Source organism: Aquitalea sp. S1-19 (genome assembly GCF_024343515.1).
In genome coordinates, this window is the sequence record NZ_RJTZ01000073.1 from 1 (window position 1) to 17397 (window position 17397).

The following is a 17397-nucleotide window of genomic DNA, read 5'->3' on the forward strand; positions in this document are numbered from 1 at the left end:
GAACCGCGCAGCCGGCGGCGCTTTTGGCCTGGCCGGCGTGGCGCTGACCGCGGTCTCGCGGCACTGATGCAGAACGGGCGGCCCACGGGCGGCCAAAATTGAAGAATCGGATTGGTAGCGGCCATCAGGCCGCTGCCGCAACACACGGAGATAGAGATGGCACTCGTTTCGATGCGACAGCTGCTGGACCATGCGGCAGAATTTTCCTATGGCCTGCCGGCGTTCAACGTCAATAACCTCGAGCAGATGCGCGCGATCATGGAAGCGGCCGACAAGTGCGACGCACCGGTGATCGTGCAGGCTTCGGCCGGTGCCCGCAAATACGCCGGCGCCCCGTTCCTGCGCCATATGATTCTGGCGGCCATCGAAGAATTCCCGCATATCCCGGTGGTGATGCACCAGGATCACGGCACCAGCCCGGACGTATGCCAGCGCTCGATCCAGCTCGGCTTCTCCTCGGTGATGATGGACGGCTCGCTCAAGAGCGATGGCAAGACTCCGGCCGACTACGCCTACAACGCCGATGTGACCCGCACCGTGGTCAACTTCGCCCACGCCTGCGGCGTGTCGGTGGAAGGCGAGATCGGCTGCCTGGGTAGCCTGGAAACCGGCATGGCCGGCGAAGAAGACGGTGTGGGCGCCGAAGGCGTGCTCGACCACAGCCAGCTGTTGACCGACCCGGAAGAAGCCGCCCAGTTCGTCAAGGACACCGGCGTCGATGCGCTGGCGATCGCCATCGGCACCAGCCACGGCGCGTACAAGTTCACCAAGAAGCCAACCGGCGACGTGCTGCGCATCGACCGCATCAAGGAAATCCACGCCCGCATCCCCAACACCCATCTGGTGATGCACGGCTCTTCCAGCGTGCCGCAAGAATGGCTGCAGATCATCAATGAATTCGGCGGCGAGATGCCGGAAACCTACGGCGTACCGGTAGAAGAAATCGTCGAAGGCATCAAGTACGGCGTGCGCAAGGTGAATATCGACACCGACCTGCGCCTGGCCTCGACCGGCGCGGTGCGCCGCTTCCTCGCGCAGAACCCGAAGGAATTCGACCCGCGCAAGTTCCTGATCGCATCGACCAACGCCATGCGCGATATCTGTATCGCCCGCTATGAAGCGTTTGGTGCCTGTGGCCAGGCCAGCAAGATCAAGGCGCTCAACCTCGACACCATGGCCGAACGCTATGCCAAGGGTCAGTTGGTACAGATCGTCAAGTAAGCTGGCCGCGTCCACACACAACAACGCCGCGCCCTTCGGGGACGCGGCGTTTTTCATGGCGGCGCCACGACCTAGTTCGGGATTTTCACCCTGTCTTCGTCGAAGTCACCCTTCTCCGCGCCGGCATGGCAGGCGACACAGTTGGCTGCGCTGCCCACTGATTTTCGCCGCCACACGTCAGCCCTCACTTCATCGTGCTTGCGGATAAACCATGCAGTGGTCGAGATGCGTGGCGGCTCGCCCGCCTTGGCGGATGGCTCCAGCGCCAGGCGGTTGACGCTAGAGGTGGCGGCGAGAAAGTCGCGGATGGCCTGCTCGTCCGCCTTGTCCAGCGTCGCATTGCTGCCGTAGTGATTTTTCAGCGTGTCCATCTGCTGCTTCCATGCTGCCGGCGGCAACAGCCCCGGCGGATAGGCGATATGGCAGCTGCCGCATTCAGCGCGCCAGACCTTGGGCGCAGACAGGGGCACTGACAGCTGCTTGGGACGCTTGTATTTTTTCTCGCCATGGTGCTCACCGTCGTCATCCGCTACGGCGAAACCGGCCCCCAGCGTCAGCAGGAGCAGGGCAAGACCGAGGGCTCTGGCTTTCATCTCCATCCCCTTATTTGACCGTGATGATCCAGCTGACGAAATCGCCCTTTTCCTGCGTCGTGCACTCGCGCTTGAACACATCGTCACAGTTGCGGCGGAACCACTTTTCCACCTTCTTCATATCGGTGAAGCGGTCGGCCTGCGCCGACGGTGCCAGCGCATCAACCTTGCGGAAAGCCGGCGTCTTGCCAGCCTGTTTCGGGTTGGCCGTATGGCAGGTGGTGCAGCTCATGGCCTTGCCGCTAGCCTGCGACTGGCTGTAATACAGCGCCTTGCCACGCTCGGCAGAAAAGCCGGCAAACTTCGGGTTTTCCTGGCGTACCTGCTGCTCGTAACTCTTGAGCAGACCGGCGGGGGTTTCGGCTTGCACCACGCCTGCCAGCAGGCAGGCCAGCACGATCAGCGGATATTTCATCGACTTTCTCCCTTGCGTTCAATGCCTTCAGAATACGCAGCCAAGCTTAAGCACCCATTAAGGGGGTAAACAGTCATGTACTTAATGGTGCGTTAAGCCGTACTGGATAGATTGATGGCATTGAAACGACCGCAGGATTCCGCCATGAACCCCTTCTCGCGCTTCCGCCTCTACCACTGGCTATTGGCCATCGTCTTTGGCGCAGCCTATCTCACCGGTGACGATGCCGAACTGGCCCATGTCTGGCTGGGCTACGGCCTGATCGTGCTGCTGGCCATCCGTCTGCTGCTGGCCATTGCCCGCAGCCGCGGCTTTCCCGCGCTACTGCCATCCGCCAGCCTGTGGAAAAAACCGGGCAGCGCACTGGCCGGCAAGGTGCTGACGCTGGGCCTGGTGCTGGGCTTTGTCTCCACTCTGGTCATCGGCGTGACCATGATAGACAACCGCGCGGCGCTGTCCGAAGGGCTCTCCACCGTGATTCCGGCGGCACAGGCCGACGATGACGGCGACTACGATGACGCAGGCGGCAGCGGCGGTCTGCTCAAGGATGCCGACGAGGTGCATGAATGGCTGGCCAACGCCACCCTGGCGCTGGTCGGCCTGCACCTGGGCTGGCTGCTGCTCTACCGCCGCCGTCAGGCCTGGACCATGCTGGGCGGCAAGCCGACACCGCCCACCGGCCCGCGCACGCAAACGCCAACCGGCCCCGCGCCCGGCAATCCGGACAGCCATACCCTGCAGCTGCGCGTGACCGACATCCGGCGCGAAACCGCCGACGCCGTCAGCATCCGCTTCGAAGTGCCCGAGGCCCTGCGCCCACGCTTCGCCTACCGTGCCGGCCAGTTCCTGACACTGGCAGTCCCCCTGCCGCAGGGCAAGCAGTGGCGCTGCTATTCCTTCTCCAGCACGCCGGATGCCGCGCAGCCGCGCATCACCGTCAAGCACGTCGCAGGGGGCCAGGTCTCGGGCTGGCTCAATAGCGAACTGAAAACCGGCGACATGCTGGAGGTGATGCCGCCGGCCGGCCGCTTTGTGGTGGAACACGCGGGTGGCGACCTGCTGCTGATCGCCGCCGGCAGCGGCATTACGCCGGTGTTCTCCATCTTGGGCGAGGCTCTGGCCGGCAGCAATGCCCGCATCCGGCTGATCTACGCCAACCGCGACGCGGATTCGGTCATCTTCGCATCCGAGCTTGAACGCCTGCAGCTGGCCTACCCGGAGCGCCTGTTTGTCCACCATCACTTGGATGCGCGCGACGGCCGTCTGGAGAGCGCCGCGCTGGCGGGCCTGGCTAGCGGCTGGCAGCAGGCCGAGGCCTTTATCTGCGGCCCCGCCCCCTTTATGCAGACAGCCGAGGCGGCGCTGCACGGGCTGGGCATGGATGCGGCGCGCATCCATGTCGAGCGTTTCGGCCAGCCGGCAACCGGTAGCGCCGATGGCAAGGTGGCCAGCACCACGCTGCATGTGGAAATGGGTGGACACGCGCACCGGCTGGAGACCAAACCGGGCGAGCTGCTGCTGGACAGCATGGAACGCACCGGACTCAAGCCGGCAAGCGGCTGCCGCGCTGGCGCTTGCGGCGCCTGCAAGTGCAAGGTGACCGAAGGCAGGGTGAAGCTGCGCGACAATCTGGTGCTGTCCGATGCCGAGCTGGCCGAGGGCTGGACGCTGGCCTGCCAGGCCGAACCTGACAGCCGCACGCTGAAGATCCGCCTCTGAGCCGGGGCAATGCTGCTAAACCGGTAGGGCAATCCGCATTCCGATACGGGAGACCCTGCCGTGAACACACTGCTCAATCTGGCCGGCCGCATCCTGCTGGCCCAGTTTTTCATCCTTGCCGGCCTCAGCAAGATCATCAACTACGACGGCACTGCCGCCTATATGCAGGCCTTTCATGTGCCGACCTCGCTATTGCCGCTGGTCATCCTGCTGGAAGTCGGCGGCGGCACCGCCATCCTTCTGGGCTGGAAAGTGCGCTGGTTTGCTCCGCTGCTGGCGCTGTTTTCCATAATGGCCGCACTGATTTTTCACCATGATTTCAGCAACGAGACGCAATGGATTTTGTTTATCGGTGATCTGTCCACCGCAGGTGGCCTGCTGGTGCTGGCACAAGCCGGCGCACTGGCACCGGCGCTGGATGCCCGCCAGCACCGCTATTAAAACAGGCATGACAAATAGGCACGACGGCAGGTAGCATCATGTCTTCCCGCGACTGTACAGGCATACACATGACCGAGCTGTTGACACCATTCGAGTGGTTTTTCGTGATTTTGCTGGCGCTGGTGCCGCTGGCCGGCATGGCTTTTCATTTGTGGGTGATGTTCGCCGGCCACGGCAAACGCAAGGAGGATGAGCAATGAGCATGGATGTCATTGATTTCGAGATCTTCGGCGAGAGCATGCAGTATGTCGAGGTCGAACTGGACCCGGGCGAGGCCGCCGTGGGCGAAGCCGGCGCGATGTACTACATGGAAGACGGCATCGCGATGGACACCGTGTTCGGTGATGGCTCGACCGGCCAGTCCGGCCTGATGGGCAAGCTGATGGGCGCGGGCAAACGCCTGCTGACCGGCGAATCAGTCTTTACCACGGTATTTGTCAATGAAGGCAGCAGCAAGCGTAAGGTGGCATTCTCCGCCAGCTATCCGGGCAAGATCATCCCCATCCATTTGCTGGAACTGGGCGGCACGCTGATTGCACAAAAAGACAGCTTTTTATGCGCAGCCAAGGGTGTCAGCCTCGGCATCGCGCTGCAAAAACGCCTCGGCGCCGGCCTGTTCGGCGGCGAGGGTTTTATCATGCAGAAACTGGAAGGCGACGGTTATGCCTTCCTGCACGCTGGCGGCACGCTGACCCAGCGCCGGCTGGCACCGGGCGAGACGCTGCGCGTCGACACCGGCTGCGTGGTGGCCTACCAGCCCACGATCAGCTTCGATATCGAATACGTCGGCAAGGTAAAGAGCGCATTGTTCGGCGGCGAAGGACTGTTCTTTGCCCGCATGACCGGCCCGGGCACGGTGTGGCTGCAAAGCCTGCCGCTATCGCGCATGGCCGACCGCATTATCGCCTCAGCCCCCAAGGCCGGCGGCAGCAGCGAACAGGGCGGCCTGCTGGGCGGCTTTGGCGGCATACTGGGCAAGGACTAGTCCCTGCCTTGAACGGCCGGAAAGCACATCGCCCGCATCAGCGGGCGATGGTTTTTAAAGCCGGGACGCCAGATTACTTGCCGGCGGGCACGCCCAGCTTGCTACGCCGCGCCTGCACCGCTTCGGCCAGCATCTTCAGCAGGTTTTCGGTGTCACTCCAGCCTATGCAGGCATCGGTAATGCTCTGGCCGTATTTCAGCTCGCAACCGGGCTTCAGATCCTGACGGCCAGCCTCCAGATGGCTTTCGACCATCACGCCGTAAATATGACTGTTGCCGGCAGCCATCTGCCCGGCCACATCCTGCGCCACTTCCATCTGGCGGCGATAGTCCTTGCGGCTGTTGGCGTGGCTGAAATCCACCATCAGCTTCTGTGCCAGACCCACGCCAGCCAGCTCGGCGGCGGCGGCATTCACATGCTCGGCCGAATAGTTGGGCTCCTTGCCGCCACGCAGAATCACATGGCAATCCGGATTGCCGCCGGTTTCGACAATGGCGGAGTGGCCGGCCTTGGTCACCGACAGGAAGTGGTGCGGCGCGCTGGCCGCACGGATGGCGTCGATAGCGATGCGGAGATTGCCATCGGTGCCGTTCTTGAAGCCGACCGGGCACGACAGGCCGGACGCCAGCTCGCGGTGTACCTGGCTTTCGGTGGTGCGAGCACCGATTGCGCCCCAGCTGATCAGATCGGCGAAATACTGCGGGGTAATCATGTCGAGGAATTCAGTCGCCGCCGGCATTCCCATCTGGTTCAGCTCAAGCAGCAAACGGCGGGCAATGCGCAGGCCGGCATTGATATCGAAGGACTCGTCCATGCGCGGGTCGTTGATCAGCCCTTTCCAGCCCACCGTAGTGCGCGGCTTTTCAAAGTAGACACGCATGACCACCACCAAGTCGCGGCTATACGCCTCGCGCAGCGCCAGCAAGCGGCTGGCGTACTCTTTGGCCGCCTGGGTGTCGTGAATGGAGCAGGGGCCGATCACCACCAGCAGGCGGTCGTCTTCACCGCGCAGCAGGGCGCTGATTTCGCGCCGGGTGTGGTAGATCACTTCGGAGGCCGGCTCGGTCAGCGGCAATTCATACAGATGCGCGATCGGGGGCAGCAGTTCCTTGATCTGGCGGATTCTGACGTCGTCGGTTTGTCGTTGCATGGTGGCGCTTCCTTTTGTTCTTGATCTGTTGCAAGAACAATACCCGTACCACGGCGACACGCCAAGCCCTTGTCGCAAATGTCATTTTATTGATTGGCAATTTAAATGCGCAAAAGCATTTAAAAATTCAAAAATATGCCCACGTTAGTGTTTATTTTTGGCCTGTATACAGAATAACCCCCGCAAAAAAGCAAAAAGGCCAAGACACATCATCAAGTGTCCCGGCCTCATACCGCAAGTATGCTTTCTGGTTTTAGTCTGCGTACTGGCGCTTCATGCGTTCACGACGCTCTTGCGCCTCGACCGACAAGGTTGCCGTCGGGCGTGCCATCAGGCGGCGCAGACCGATGATTTCACCGGTATCTTCGCAATAGCCATAGGAGCCGTCTTCGATCTGGCGCAAGGATGCCTGGATCTTCTGCAACAGCTTGCGTTCACGGTCACGGGTACGCAACTCGAGCGCATACTCTTCTTCCAGCGTGGCACGGTCGGCTGGATCCGGCGTCGATTCCTGCTCTTGCAGGTGATTGGCCGTGGCATTGGCGTTGTTCACCAGTTCCTGCTGCATTTGCAGCAGCAGCTCTTTGAAAAACTCGAGCTGGTCGGCGTTCATGTAATCTTCGCCATCCCAGTTGAGGATTTCCTGTTCGGTCAGTTTGGCCATAATGGGTTCTTCCAGCTAGAGAGTGGGCAGACAGGCGTGGAAGATTACCGACGGCATGGCCAAAAGGCAACATTTACTGGCCTAGCCTGCCAATAAGGGGTCGGAATCTGCACGCATTTATAGTTCTGTCTCAGGGCGGGGACAAGCTGTTCTGCCTCTGCCCCGAGAAAGTTTGTCTGTAGTACTTACTTCTGGCTTAAGACCCATTTGGCCAATGCCTTAACATCTGCGTCGGAAATCTGCGGGTTAGGCGGCATCGGCACCGGTCCCCACACGCCAGAACCACCGGCCTTGATCTTGCCGGCCATCTTGGCTTCAGCACCTTTGTCGCCCGCATAACGGGCAGCAACGTCTTTATAAGACGGGCCGACCAGCTTCCTGTCGACCGCGTGGCAGGCCGTACAGTTGTTTTTTTGCGCCAGTTGCAAGTTGGCCATGGCCGGCATCGCCATCACGCTCAACAATACAGCCAGCAATAGAGACTTGCGCATACATCATCCTTATCATTATCCGGCATACCCGATACAGAGCCGGGCATGCCTTGCCGCATTAGAACGCCAGTTGCAATTGCTGGAGGAAAGTCTGCTCCAGAAAGCGAACCGGCAACATCAGGATCACCTGCAGCACCAAGAGCAGCAACAGGGGCGACAGATCCGCCCCGCCGATACGCGCCCGCGAAAAGGGTGCCAAAAATGGTCGGGTCAGCGCAGACAGCATCGGCGCCAGCGGATTATACGGATTTACCCAGCTCATAATGGCCTGTACCAGCACCGCACCCATCAACAAATATACAGATTGGGTAAAAAGCGTCAACACAGACAGCAAAGCCAGGCCCAGCCAGGTTTGCGGCGCGGCAAAATTGAACGGCATCGGGCCCAACAGGAGTACGGTACTAATCGAGACCAGGCCGACCAGCCAGGCAATGAACATGGTTGCCGTATCATAACCGCGCACGCTGGGCAGCAAGCGGCGCAGCGGCAGCACGGCAAAATTGGTCGCCGCCATCACAAATTGCGCCAGCGGGTGGGTAAACGGCATGCGCACCACCTGCAAGTAAAAGCGCAGCAGCAAGACCAGCACAAACAGATCGGCAACGGTACGGATCAGGAATTGCAGGGTATTGATCAGCATCTCAGTCCTTGCTCAGCTCATGGCCCAATTCGACCGAACGCACGCGGCAATCCACTGCGCCGGCCTTGATTGCCGTCTTGACTCCATCGGCCTCGAAACGCGCAATGGCGCGCTCGGTGGTGCCGCCTTTGGACATCACATTCTGGCGCAGGGTAGCCACCGGCACAGTGCTCTGGCGAGCCAGTTCGACCGCCCCATCAAAGGTAGCCAAGACCAGGCTGCGCGCTTCGGCCTCGTCAAAGCCGGTTTCCATCGCCGCCTCTATCATGCTTTCGATGAAATAGAACACATAGGCCGGGCCACTGCCGGAAATGCAGGTGATATCGTCGATGCCCGCCTCGTCCTGCAGCCAGACCACACGGCCCACCGCACTCATGATCGCCCCGGCGGCCGCTCTATCATCTTCGCCAAGCACATCGCCGGCATACAAGCCGGACACGCCCTTGCCGACCATGGCCGGTGTATTAGGCATCACTCGCACAATGCGGCTACTGCCCGACAACCAGCGCGACAAGGCCTCTATCCCGACACCGGCCGCGATGGAAATAAGCAGCGCCCCACCCAGGCGCGGCGCCAATGCAAGGCACACCTCTTTCAGGCTTTGCGGCTTGACCGCCAGCAGCACGACATCGTCGCTGGAGAAACTGTCCGGCAGGCCGGCCAGAGCCTCCACGCCATACTGCTCGCCCAGGATCTGGCGCTTGGCACTATCCGGCTCCACCACGCGGATGGCGTGGCCCGGCTGCTTGACCAGGCCGGCAATAATGGCGGTGGCCATATTGCCGCCACCAATAAAGGTGATCTTCATACTGCTCTCCCTTGTGCCGGAATACCGGCGTCAATGTTGATACTGGCGTCCGCCGAAAATGGCCGATCCGACCCGAACCAGCGTACTGCCTTCTTTAATTGCAGCCTCAAGATCGGACGACATGCCCATGGACAAGGTGTCCAGCGCCAGCCCCTGTGTATTCAATGCCACAAGCAGCGTGCGCAACAAGGCAAAGCGGCTGCGCAACAAGGCTTCATCTGCCGTCGGCTCGGGAATGCACATCAGCCCGCGCAAACGCAAACCGGGCAGCGCCGCGACCGCCTGCGCCAATTCCGGCAGCTCCTCCGGCGTGCAGCCGCTTTTGCTTGCTTCGCCCGAAACATTCACTTGCAGCAGGACGTTGAGTGCCGGCAGCTGTGCCGGACGCTGGGCAGACAGGCGTTCGGCTATTTTCAGACGCTCGACCGAATGCACCCAGTGCGCGCTTTCGGCCACCGCCCGCGTCTTGTTCGACTGCAAAGGCCCGATGAAATGCCAGTCTATGGCCAACCCGGCCAGCTCGGCAGCCTTGGCCGACAGCTCCTGCACATAGTTTTCACCAAAGGCACGCTGGCCGGCGGCATAGGCTTCGCGCAAGGCAGATGCCGGAAAAGTCTTGCTGACGGCCAGTAGCGTAATGCTCTCTGGCGGCCGCCCGGCCTCGCCAGCGGCCAAGGCAATGCGTTGATGCACGGCAGACAAGGCCGTGGCAATGGTCTGGCTCATGGAGTGTCCCGTTTGTTCACGTAAAACCGCACCCATGCCCCATGGTATGCATGCCGCAATATCCAAGCAGGGACTCAGCCCTTACAATCTGCGGATAGCCAGCCATGCGGGCAGCAAGTACAGCCCGACTAAAAAATTATTGGGGATTATAAATGCAAATTTCCGAGCTGCTCGCATTCACCGTCAAGAACAAGGCGTCCGACCTGCACCTGTCTGCCGGCCTGTCGCCCATGATACGGGTGCATGGCGATATTCGCCGCATCAACCTGCCGGCGATGGAACAACACGACGTTCATGACATGGTATACGACATCATGAACGACCATCAGCGCAAGGCATTCGAAGAGCATTTCGAGTGCGACTTTTCCTTTGAAATGCCCGGCGTAGCACGCTTCCGTGTCAATGCTTTCCAGCAAAACCGCGGCATGGCGGCGGTATTCCGCGTCATTCCCTCCAAAATCCTGTCGCTGGATGATTTGAACGCCCCCAAGATTTTCAAGGAAATCTCCGAGTTTCCACGCGGTATCGTGCTGGTGACTGGCCCGACCGGCTCGGGTAAATCGACGACGCTGGCCGCCATGGTCGACTATGTCAACGAAAACCACTATTCGCACATCCTGACGGTGGAAGACCCGATCGAATTCGTACATGAAAGCAAAAAGAGCCTGATCAACCAGCGTGAACTGGGCGCACAGACCCACAGCTTTGCCAATGCGCTCAAGTCTGCGCTGCGTGAGGACCCGGATGTGATTCTGGTTGGCGAATTGCGCGATCTGGATACCATACGCCTGGCGCTGACCGCCGCCGAGACCGGCCATTTGGTTTTCGGCACCCTGCACACCAGCAGCGCCGCCAAAACCATAGACCGTATCGTTGACGTCTTCCCCGGTACGGAAAAAGACATGGTGCGCTCCATGCTGTCCGAATCCATCCGTGCAGTCATCTCGCAAAGCCTGCTCAAGACCAAGGACGGAGGCGGACGCGTCGCCGCGCACGAAATCATGCTCGGCACACCCGCCATCCGCAACCTGATACGCGAAAACAAGATCGCACAGATCAATTCGATGATACAGACCGGCCAGCAATACGGCATGCAGACACTGGACCAGTGCCTGCAGGATTTGGTGCGGCGCAATCTGGTCACGTCCGCGGAAGCCCGTACCAAAGCCTCGCAAAAAGATCTGTTCTGAACCAGAAAGCGCCCACTATGCAAAAAGATCAGGCATCCAAGTTTATCCACGAGCTGCTGTCGCATGCCATCGCCCGCAATGCATCCGATATCTTTATTACCGCCGACTTTCCGCCGGCACTCAAGGTCGACGGCAAAATTACACCGGTCGCACCACAGCCGCTGTCCGCGCAACACACGCGCGAGCTGGTGCGCTCGGTAATGAACGACAGGCAGACCGAAGAATTCGAAGCCACACAGGAAGCCAACTTTGCCATCAGCCCGCCGGGCATAGGCCGTTTTCGTGTCAGCGCCTTTATCCAGCAGGGTCAGACCAGCATGGTGCTCAGGAAAATCAATACCGAAATTCCGACCTTTGACCAGCTGGACCTGCCACTCGTGCTGCGTGATATCTCCATGATCAAGCGCGGGCTAATTATTTTTGTTGGCGGCACCGGTTCGGGCAAGTCGACCTCGCTGGCGGCACTGGTCGACTGGCGTAATACCAACAATGCCGACCACATCATCACCATCGAAGATCCGGTCGAATATGTGCATCCGCACAAGAAGTCCATCGTGACCCAGCGTGAAGTCGGCGTCGATACGGAAAGCTGGGAAGTTGCACTGAAAAACACCCTGCGCCAGGCGCCGGACGTGATCCTGATGGGCGAGATCCGCGACCGCGAGACGATGGGCTATGGCCTGCAATTCGCCGAAACCGGCCACCTGTGCCTCGCGACCTTGCACGCCAACAATGCCAACCAGGCACTGGACCGCATCCTCAACTTCTTCCCGGAAGAACGTCACCAGCAGGTGTTGATGGACCTGTCGCTGAATATGAAGGCCATCGTATCGCAGCGCCTGATACCGCATAAATCAGGCAAGGGCAGGGTGGCGGCAGTCGAGATACTGCTCAACAGCCCGCTGATAGCCGACATGATCTTCAAGGGCGATGTCAGCAGTATCAAGGAGGCGATGAGCCGCGGGCGGGAACAGGGCATGCAGACCTTTGACCAGTCGCTGTTCGACCTGTTCGAGGCAGGAAAAATCAGCTACGAAGAGGCGCTGAAAAATGCCGACTCGGTCAACGACCTGCGCCTGAAAATCAAGCTATACAGCGAAGGCGCCAAGAATCACGACCCGCTATCGGGGCTGGATCACCTCGATATCGTATAATCGGCAGCATGCCTACCGATTCTGCTACTTACCGCCTGTTTTTTGCCGTCTGGCCGGACGAGCCTTGTGCCCGCTGGCTGGATGAGCAAGTCGAACATCTGCACCATCAATATGGCGGCCGACAGACTCCGCCACGCCAGCATCACCTGACGCTGGCTTTTGTCGGGGAAGTGGCCCATAGCCAGCTGACGATCGTCGAAGCCATAGGCCGGCAGATTGCAGCCCAGGCCGAACCCTGCCGGCTCAAGCTCGACAAACTGGCGGTCTGGCCCAGCGGTATCGGTTGCGCCGCCCCCACACGCACGCCGACACGCATCAGCCAGCTGGCAAGTGCACTAAACGCGGCACTCAAGGCGCAGGGCCTGCCCTATGAGGAACGCCGCTTCCGTCCGCATATCACCTTGCTACGCAAAGCAACGCCCGCAGAAGACGCGCCGGCTACACCGGACAGCTTTGCCCTGCTCAAAATCGACCATCTGTCGCTGGTGGTATCCCGCCTGACCCGCTCAGGCCCGCTCTATCAGGAGCTGCGGCGCTGGCATTTGGGCCCCATCCAGGACGGAAGCTGAACTGCACTGGCGGCTAGCCAGTTCGCCAAGGCGGCGCAAGGCCGCCATAAAGCGCTCGTCCAGCTCGTGGCAGCATGACAGGCGCAGGCAATGGCGGTAACGCGCCCCCGTCGAATACAGCATGCCGGGCATGATGGTGATGCGCTCGGCCAGGGCGGCATGAAACAGCACCAGCGTATCCACGCTATCCGGAAACTCCAGCCAGAGCAAAAAGCCACCGGCCGGTCGGGTGGCGCGCGTACCGGCAGGAAACCAGCGCGCAATCAGGCCGCGAACAGTGTCAATCTGCCGGCTATACAAGCGGCGCAATACGCGTAAATGATGGTCATAGCCTCCGCCCTCGAGAAACTGGCCCACGGTTTCCGCCAGCAAAGCCGGCTCGGCAATACTGGAGGTAAATTTCAGCTGGCGCACCTGCTCACTAAAACGACCCGCCTCCATCCAGCCAATGCGAAAATCCGGTGCCAGTGTCTTGGTATAACTGGCACACACAATGACCCAACCGGCGTGATCGAATGATTTGACGGTCGGCGACAGCGTCGCGCCAAACTGCAACTCGGCATAGAGTGCATCTTCGATCAGCGGTGTCTGGTAGCGGTTCGCCAGTTGCGCCAGCCGCGCCTTGCCAGCCAAAGACATCGTGCACCCCAGAGGGTTGTGTACCGTCGGCATGGCCACCACGGCAGACAGCCGCTTTTCCGCCAGCAACAACTCCAGCACATCCAGCGACAAGCCATGCTGCGGGTCGGTCGGGATTTCCAGCGCCTTCAGCCCCAAGCTTGCCAATAGTGGATACAGATTGAAATAAGTCGGCGACTCGACGCCGACCGTATCTCCCGGACGCGTCACTGCACGCAATGCCAGCTGCAAGGCTTCCATCGCGCCATGGGTCAGAATGATGTCCTCGGGGCGCAAGCGCATGCCAAGCAACATGCCCCGGCGGGCAATTTGGCTGCGTAGTCGTGCCGATCCGGGCGGCAGGGCATAGCTTGCAATCAGGGAAGGTTGCTTGCGCAGAATGCCTGCGGCCAGCCGGGCCAGTTTATCCCCCGGATAAAATATCGCACCGCGCGGGCAGGCAAGTGCAAGGTCGGCATAGTCGGCCCGCTGCTGGCTTTGCAAGACGACCGCAACCAGATCCCGGGTTTCCGCAGCCTGAATGAGTACGTCGCCCGGCTCATCCCGCAATGGAGACTCTGGCGCGGGCAAGCTGCTTTTGACGTAATAGCCGGACTGCGGCCGCGCTTCGATCAGCCCCCTGTCCTCCAGCAGGCGGTAAGCCGCCGTCACCGTGTTGAAACTGAGTGCACGCTGCGCGGCACACTGCCGAACCGAGGACAGGCGTGCGCCACTAGGCAAGGCGCCGCGGACTATCGCAGCCTCCAGATCATCGGCGAGCAATCGGTACAAGGGGACATTCTGGTGCATGGTGATCATCCGGCAAGGTGGCAGCGACATGGAAAATGTCAGGTGACAGTTCTCAATATACCGTAACTGTCACCACAACAATCGTCAATTCCTGCAGCTGTTACCAAGCAAACAAGGGCATTAGCATTGATCTGTCACTCATGCTTCGGAAAGACAGTCATGCTAGAAATCCTTGCGCTCACCAGCTACATGTCGGTGATGTCGATTACACCGGGCCCGAACAACATCATGCTGGCCAGCTCGGGCGTGAACTTCGGCTTTCGCCGCACCTTGCCCCATATGCTGGGAATCAGCCTGGGCTGTGCATTCCAGCTTTTTGTTACCGCGGTCTTGCTGGGCCATATTCTGGTCTGGCTAGGTAATATCAGAGGCCTGCTGGCCATGCTTGGCTGCACTTATCTGCTGTATCTTTCCTGGAAGCTGGCGCATAGCGCGGCACCGGGCAGCAGCAACACCGCCAGCCAACCGCTGGGCTTTATCGAGGCCGCGCTCTTTCAGTGGATTAATCCCAAAGCCTGGGTCATGGTCATCAATGCAGCCATCCTGTTTATGCCGCAGCAAGAAGGCGCCATTCCTGCCGCGCTGACCCTGTCCCTGCTGACCGCACTGGTGAACCTGCCCTGTATCGCGGTGTGGGCGCTGGGTGGAGATCGCTTGCGCCACCACCTGCAACAGCCACAGCGACTGCGCCTGTTCAACCTCTGCATGGCCATGCTGATGGCCACAACCGCAGTCTGGATGCTATGGGATGAGCTGGCTTGAATCTGGCTCTTGTGTAATAAATTTACGTTATTGATTATTTGTAAATTTACGCTATGCGGTATTTTTGTTACACACAACCAGAGAAAATGATTTACCACCAGGTAAATCTACACAAGCTACAGAAAAATGCAGGCTGGAGGCTCAAGCTCAAACTGCACATATCGGCGGCTACCAGCCTGCCTGTGGATAACATGGCTGAAAATCGGCAATAGAAAGAACCGCGCTTAAATTGCCACCTTGCTCCGCAAACTCGGCACATACCGAACCCGCTTGTGGATAAGTTGCACCATAGAAAAACGGCCTGTGCATTGCACAGGCCGTTTTTCAGCAGGACATGACCAGCCTTAGTGTTGCAGGATCTTGGACAGGAACTGCTGGGCGCGCTCGGAACGAGGCGTGCCGAAGAAGTCATCCTTGCTGCAATCCTCGACAATATGACCACGATCCATAAAGATCACGCGATCCGCCACACGGCGGGCAAAGCCCATCTCGTGGGTCACGCACATCATGGTCATGCCTTCTTTTGCCAGTTCGGTCATCACGTCCAGCACTTCGTTGATCATCTCGGGGTCGAGTGCCGAGGTCGGCTCGTCAAACAGCATGCAAATCGGATCCATCGCCAATGCACGGGCAATGGCGACACGCTGCTGCTGACCGCCGGACAACTGGCCGGGATGCTTGTGCGCATGCGCTTTCAAACCTACACGCTCCAGCAACTTGATTCCCTTGGCTTCGGCTTCCTCTTTCGAGCGTCCCAATACCTTGGTCTGGGCAATAGCCAGGTTTTCCACGATGGTCAGATGCGGAAACAATTCAAAGTGCTGGAAGACCATGCCAACCCGGCTGCGCAGCTTGGGCAAATTGGTCTTGGGGTCACCGACCGAAATGCCGTCAACGATGATGTCGCCCTTCTGGAACGGCTCCAGTGCATTCACGCACTTGATCAGCGTGGATTTGCCCGAACCGGACGGGCCGCATACCACCACCACTTCACCTTTGCTTACGCTGGTGCTGCAATCGGTCAGCACCTGAAAATCACCATACCACTTGTTGACGTTATTGATGGAAATCATCGAACTCATACAGCCAACCTCTTTTGCAAATGTTTGACGCCGCGCGAAGCAGCAAAGCTCACCACGAAATAGATCAGACCGGCAAACAGCAGGAACTCGTGCGGCAGACCGAGAATATCACCACGCGAACGGGCACTGCTGAGGAAATCCATCAGGCCGACGGCATAGACCAGCGAAGTGTCCTGAAACAGGATGATGGACTGCTGCAACAGCAATGGCATCATCTTGCGGAAGGCCTGCGGCAGCAGCACATAACGGTAGCTCTGCGCCACGGTAAAGCCCACCGCTTGCGCAGCATTGCTTTGTCCCTTGGGCAGCGCCTGAATACCGGTGCGCACCTGCTCGCACACGCGTGCGGCGGTAAACAAACCCAGACAGATTACCACCGAGATATAAGCGGATACTGCCGGATTCAGGTCCTGCTTGAACCAAATCTGTACCGACTCTGGCAGATAGTCCGGTACGACGAAATACCAGATAAACAGCTGCACCAAGAGCGGTACATTACGGAACAGCTCGACATAGCAGGTGGCGATGCCGGACAACCACTTGTTGGGCAAGGTGCGCATCACACCCAACAGCCCACCCAGCAGCAGCGCAACCAGCCATGCCGCCAGCGCCAAGGCCAGCGTCCAGCCCAGACCCGTGATATACCAGTCGAGGTAAATCTCGTTACCGATTCCGGTGGACTTGAAGAAGATGTTCCAGTCCCAGTTGTAATTCATGAACGACTCCATTAAATAAAGGGGGCCGCTGCCCCCCTTGTATTACCGCATTGCTTGTACGACAGGAATCAGCTTGCCGCCGGCTTATCCGAAGGCTTGGCGATCAATGCCTTAAACTCCGGCGACATTGGGAAACCAAGATTCAGATTCTTCGGCGGAATCGGCCGCATGAACCACTTGTCGTAGATCGCATTGATCTGCCCCGACTTGTAGGTATTCACGATAGCCTTGTCCACCAATGCCTTGAATGGCGCATCACCCTTGCGCATCATGCAGCCGTAAATCTCGCTCGACTGCGGTTTGCCCACTACCACCCACTCTGCCGGATTGCGCGCCTTGGCACGCTCGCCGTAGAGCATGGCATCGTCGGTCATGAAAGCCGCAACCCGACCAGACTCCAGCATCAGGAACGACTCGCCATTATCCTTGGCCGCCACGATATTCATGCCGAGCTTCTGGTTGGCATTCATGATCCGCATCAAACGCTCGCCCGTCGTTCCGGCAGAGACCACCACATTCTTGCCCTTCAGATCGGCAAAGTCCTTGATGCCGGAATCTTTTTTCACCAGCAAGCGGGTGCCGATCTCGAAGATGCCGACCGAGAAATCGACCTGACGCTGACGCTCGACATTATTGGTCGTAG

21 protein-coding genes are annotated in these 17397 nt (G+C 59.5%); 9 read left to right on the forward strand and 12 right to left on the reverse strand.

Annotation, left to right across the window (positions count from 1 at the left end; translation table 11 throughout):
• Positions 1-156: 156 nt before the first annotated feature.
• Positions 157-1221, forward strand: coding sequence for a class II fructose-bisphosphate aldolase (gene fba, locus EGI20_RS11685; protein ID WP_498631617.1), 1065 nt, complete (start codon positions 157-159; stop codon positions 1219-1221).
• 71 nt (positions 1222-1292) lie between these two features.
• Here the strand turns inward: fba and EGI20_RS11690 are convergent, their stop codons facing one another.
• On the reverse strand, positions 1293-1814 hold the full coding sequence (locus tag EGI20_RS11690; RefSeq protein ID WP_160794751.1) for a diheme cytochrome c: 522 nt from the start codon (positions 1812-1814) through the stop codon (positions 1293-1295).
• A 10-nt stretch (positions 1815-1824) separates the two neighbouring features.
• Positions 1825-2229, reverse strand: coding sequence for a DUF1924 domain-containing protein (locus EGI20_RS11695; RefSeq protein ID WP_124735490.1), 405 nt, complete (start codon positions 2227-2229; stop codon positions 1825-1827).
• Between the two features lie 144 nt (positions 2230-2373).
• Here EGI20_RS11695 and EGI20_RS11700 point away from each other — a divergent pair, with 144 nt between their 5' ends.
• The 4 genes from EGI20_RS11700 (at position 2374) to EGI20_RS11715 (ending at position 5374) form a co-directional block, all read left to right on the forward strand.
• A complete protein-coding gene (locus EGI20_RS11700) occupies positions 2374-3948 on the forward strand; it encodes a 2Fe-2S iron-sulfur cluster-binding protein (protein WP_498631619.1) in 1575 nt (524 codons plus the stop codon).
• Between the two features lie 60 nt (positions 3949-4008).
• Positions 4009-4389: a DoxX family protein gene (locus EGI20_RS11705; protein ID WP_498631620.1), complete on the forward strand. Its 381-nt coding sequence runs from the start codon at positions 4009-4011 to the stop codon at positions 4387-4389.
• A 68-nt stretch (positions 4390-4457) separates the two neighbouring features.
• Entirely contained in the window at positions 4458-4589 is a 132-nt protein-coding gene (locus EGI20_RS11710; RefSeq protein WP_268890986.1) for a hypothetical protein, read from the forward strand.
• Positions 4586-5374: a TIGR00266 family protein gene (locus EGI20_RS11715; protein ID WP_498631622.1), complete on the forward strand. Its 789-nt coding sequence runs from the start codon at positions 4586-4588 to the stop codon at positions 5372-5374. Before EGI20_RS11710 ends, EGI20_RS11715 begins: the two co-directional genes overlap by 4 nt.
• Before the next feature lie 73 nt (positions 5375-5447).
• Here EGI20_RS11715 and aroG read toward each other — a convergent pair whose 3' ends face one another.
• The 6 genes from aroG to EGI20_RS11745 all read right to left on the reverse strand — a co-directional run bounded on the left by aroG (position 5448) and on the right by EGI20_RS11745 (position 9853).
• The gene (gene aroG, locus EGI20_RS11720; protein WP_498631624.1) at positions 5448-6524 is read right to left on the reverse strand and encodes a 3-deoxy-7-phosphoheptulonate synthase AroG; all 1077 of its coding nucleotides are present in this window, start codon (positions 6522-6524) and stop codon (positions 5448-5450) included.
• 253 nt (positions 6525-6777) lie between these two features.
• Positions 6778-7188: an RNA polymerase-binding protein DksA gene (dksA, locus tag EGI20_RS11725; RefSeq protein ID WP_124735495.1), complete on the reverse strand. Its 411-nt coding sequence runs from the start codon at positions 7186-7188 to the stop codon at positions 6778-6780.
• A 185-nt stretch (positions 7189-7373) separates the two neighbouring features.
• A complete protein-coding gene (locus EGI20_RS11730; RefSeq protein WP_498631626.1) occupies positions 7374-7679 on the reverse strand; it encodes a c-type cytochrome in 306 nt (101 codons plus the stop codon).
• Positions 7680-7737: 58 nt separating this feature from the next.
• Entirely contained in the window at positions 7738-8319 is a 582-nt protein-coding gene (locus EGI20_RS11735; RefSeq protein ID WP_498631627.1) for a YggT family protein, read from the reverse strand.
• Between the two features lies 1 nt (position 8320).
• On the reverse strand, positions 8321-9127 hold the full coding sequence (proC, locus tag EGI20_RS11740) for a pyrroline-5-carboxylate reductase (RefSeq protein WP_498631629.1): 807 nt from the start codon (positions 9125-9127) through the stop codon (positions 8321-8323).
• 30 nt (positions 9128-9157) lie between these two features.
• Positions 9158-9853 (reverse strand): YggS family pyridoxal phosphate-dependent enzyme, encoded by a 696-nt coding sequence (locus EGI20_RS11745; RefSeq protein WP_498631630.1) that lies wholly within the window; start codon positions 9851-9853, stop codon positions 9158-9160.
• Between the two features lie 152 nt (positions 9854-10005).
• On the opposite strand from EGI20_RS11745, the gene EGI20_RS11750 reads away from it, so the two are divergent.
• The 3 genes from EGI20_RS11750 to thpR are packed head-to-tail and all read left to right on the forward strand — an operon-like array spanning position 10006 to position 12766.
• A complete protein-coding gene (locus EGI20_RS11750) occupies positions 10006-11043 on the forward strand; it encodes a type IV pilus twitching motility protein PilT (RefSeq protein ID WP_498631632.1) in 1038 nt (345 codons plus the stop codon).
• 17 nt (positions 11044-11060) lie between these two features.
• Complete coding sequence (locus EGI20_RS11755; protein ID WP_498631633.1) at positions 11061-12197, forward strand: PilT/PilU family type 4a pilus ATPase; 1137 nt, start codon at positions 11061-11063, stop codon at positions 12195-12197.
• A gap of 8 nt (positions 12198-12205) precedes the next feature.
• Positions 12206-12766, forward strand: coding sequence for an RNA 2',3'-cyclic phosphodiesterase (thpR, locus tag EGI20_RS11760; protein WP_124735502.1), 561 nt, complete (start codon positions 12206-12208; stop codon positions 12764-12766).
• Here the strand turns inward: thpR and EGI20_RS11765 are convergent.
• Complete coding sequence (locus tag EGI20_RS11765; RefSeq protein WP_498631634.1) at positions 12704-14194, reverse strand: aminotransferase-like domain-containing protein; 1491 nt, start codon at positions 14192-14194, stop codon at positions 12704-12706. The genes thpR and EGI20_RS11765 overlap by 63 nt on opposite strands.
• A gap of 159 nt (positions 14195-14353) precedes the next feature.
• Here EGI20_RS11765 and EGI20_RS11770 point away from each other — a divergent pair, with 159 nt between their 5' ends.
• Positions 14354-14956: a LysE family translocator gene (locus EGI20_RS11770; protein ID WP_498631636.1), complete on the forward strand. Its 603-nt coding sequence runs from the start codon at positions 14354-14356 to the stop codon at positions 14954-14956.
• 344 nt (positions 14957-15300) lie between these two features.
• On the opposite strand, the gene EGI20_RS11775 is transcribed toward EGI20_RS11770, so the two are convergent.
• The 3 genes from EGI20_RS11775 to EGI20_RS11785 form a co-directional block, all read right to left on the reverse strand.
• Positions 15301-16029, reverse strand: coding sequence for an amino acid ABC transporter ATP-binding protein (locus EGI20_RS11775; protein ID WP_124735602.1), 729 nt, complete (start codon positions 16027-16029; stop codon positions 15301-15303).
• A 5-nt stretch (positions 16030-16034) separates the two neighbouring features.
• On the reverse strand, positions 16035-16754 hold the full coding sequence (locus EGI20_RS11780) for an amino acid ABC transporter permease (RefSeq protein WP_498631638.1): 720 nt from the start codon (positions 16752-16754) through the stop codon (positions 16035-16037).
• 68 nt (positions 16755-16822) lie between these two features.
• The coding region (locus tag EGI20_RS11785; RefSeq protein WP_498631639.1) for a transporter substrate-binding domain-containing protein at positions 16823-17397 on the reverse strand (575 nt) is incomplete at its 5' end.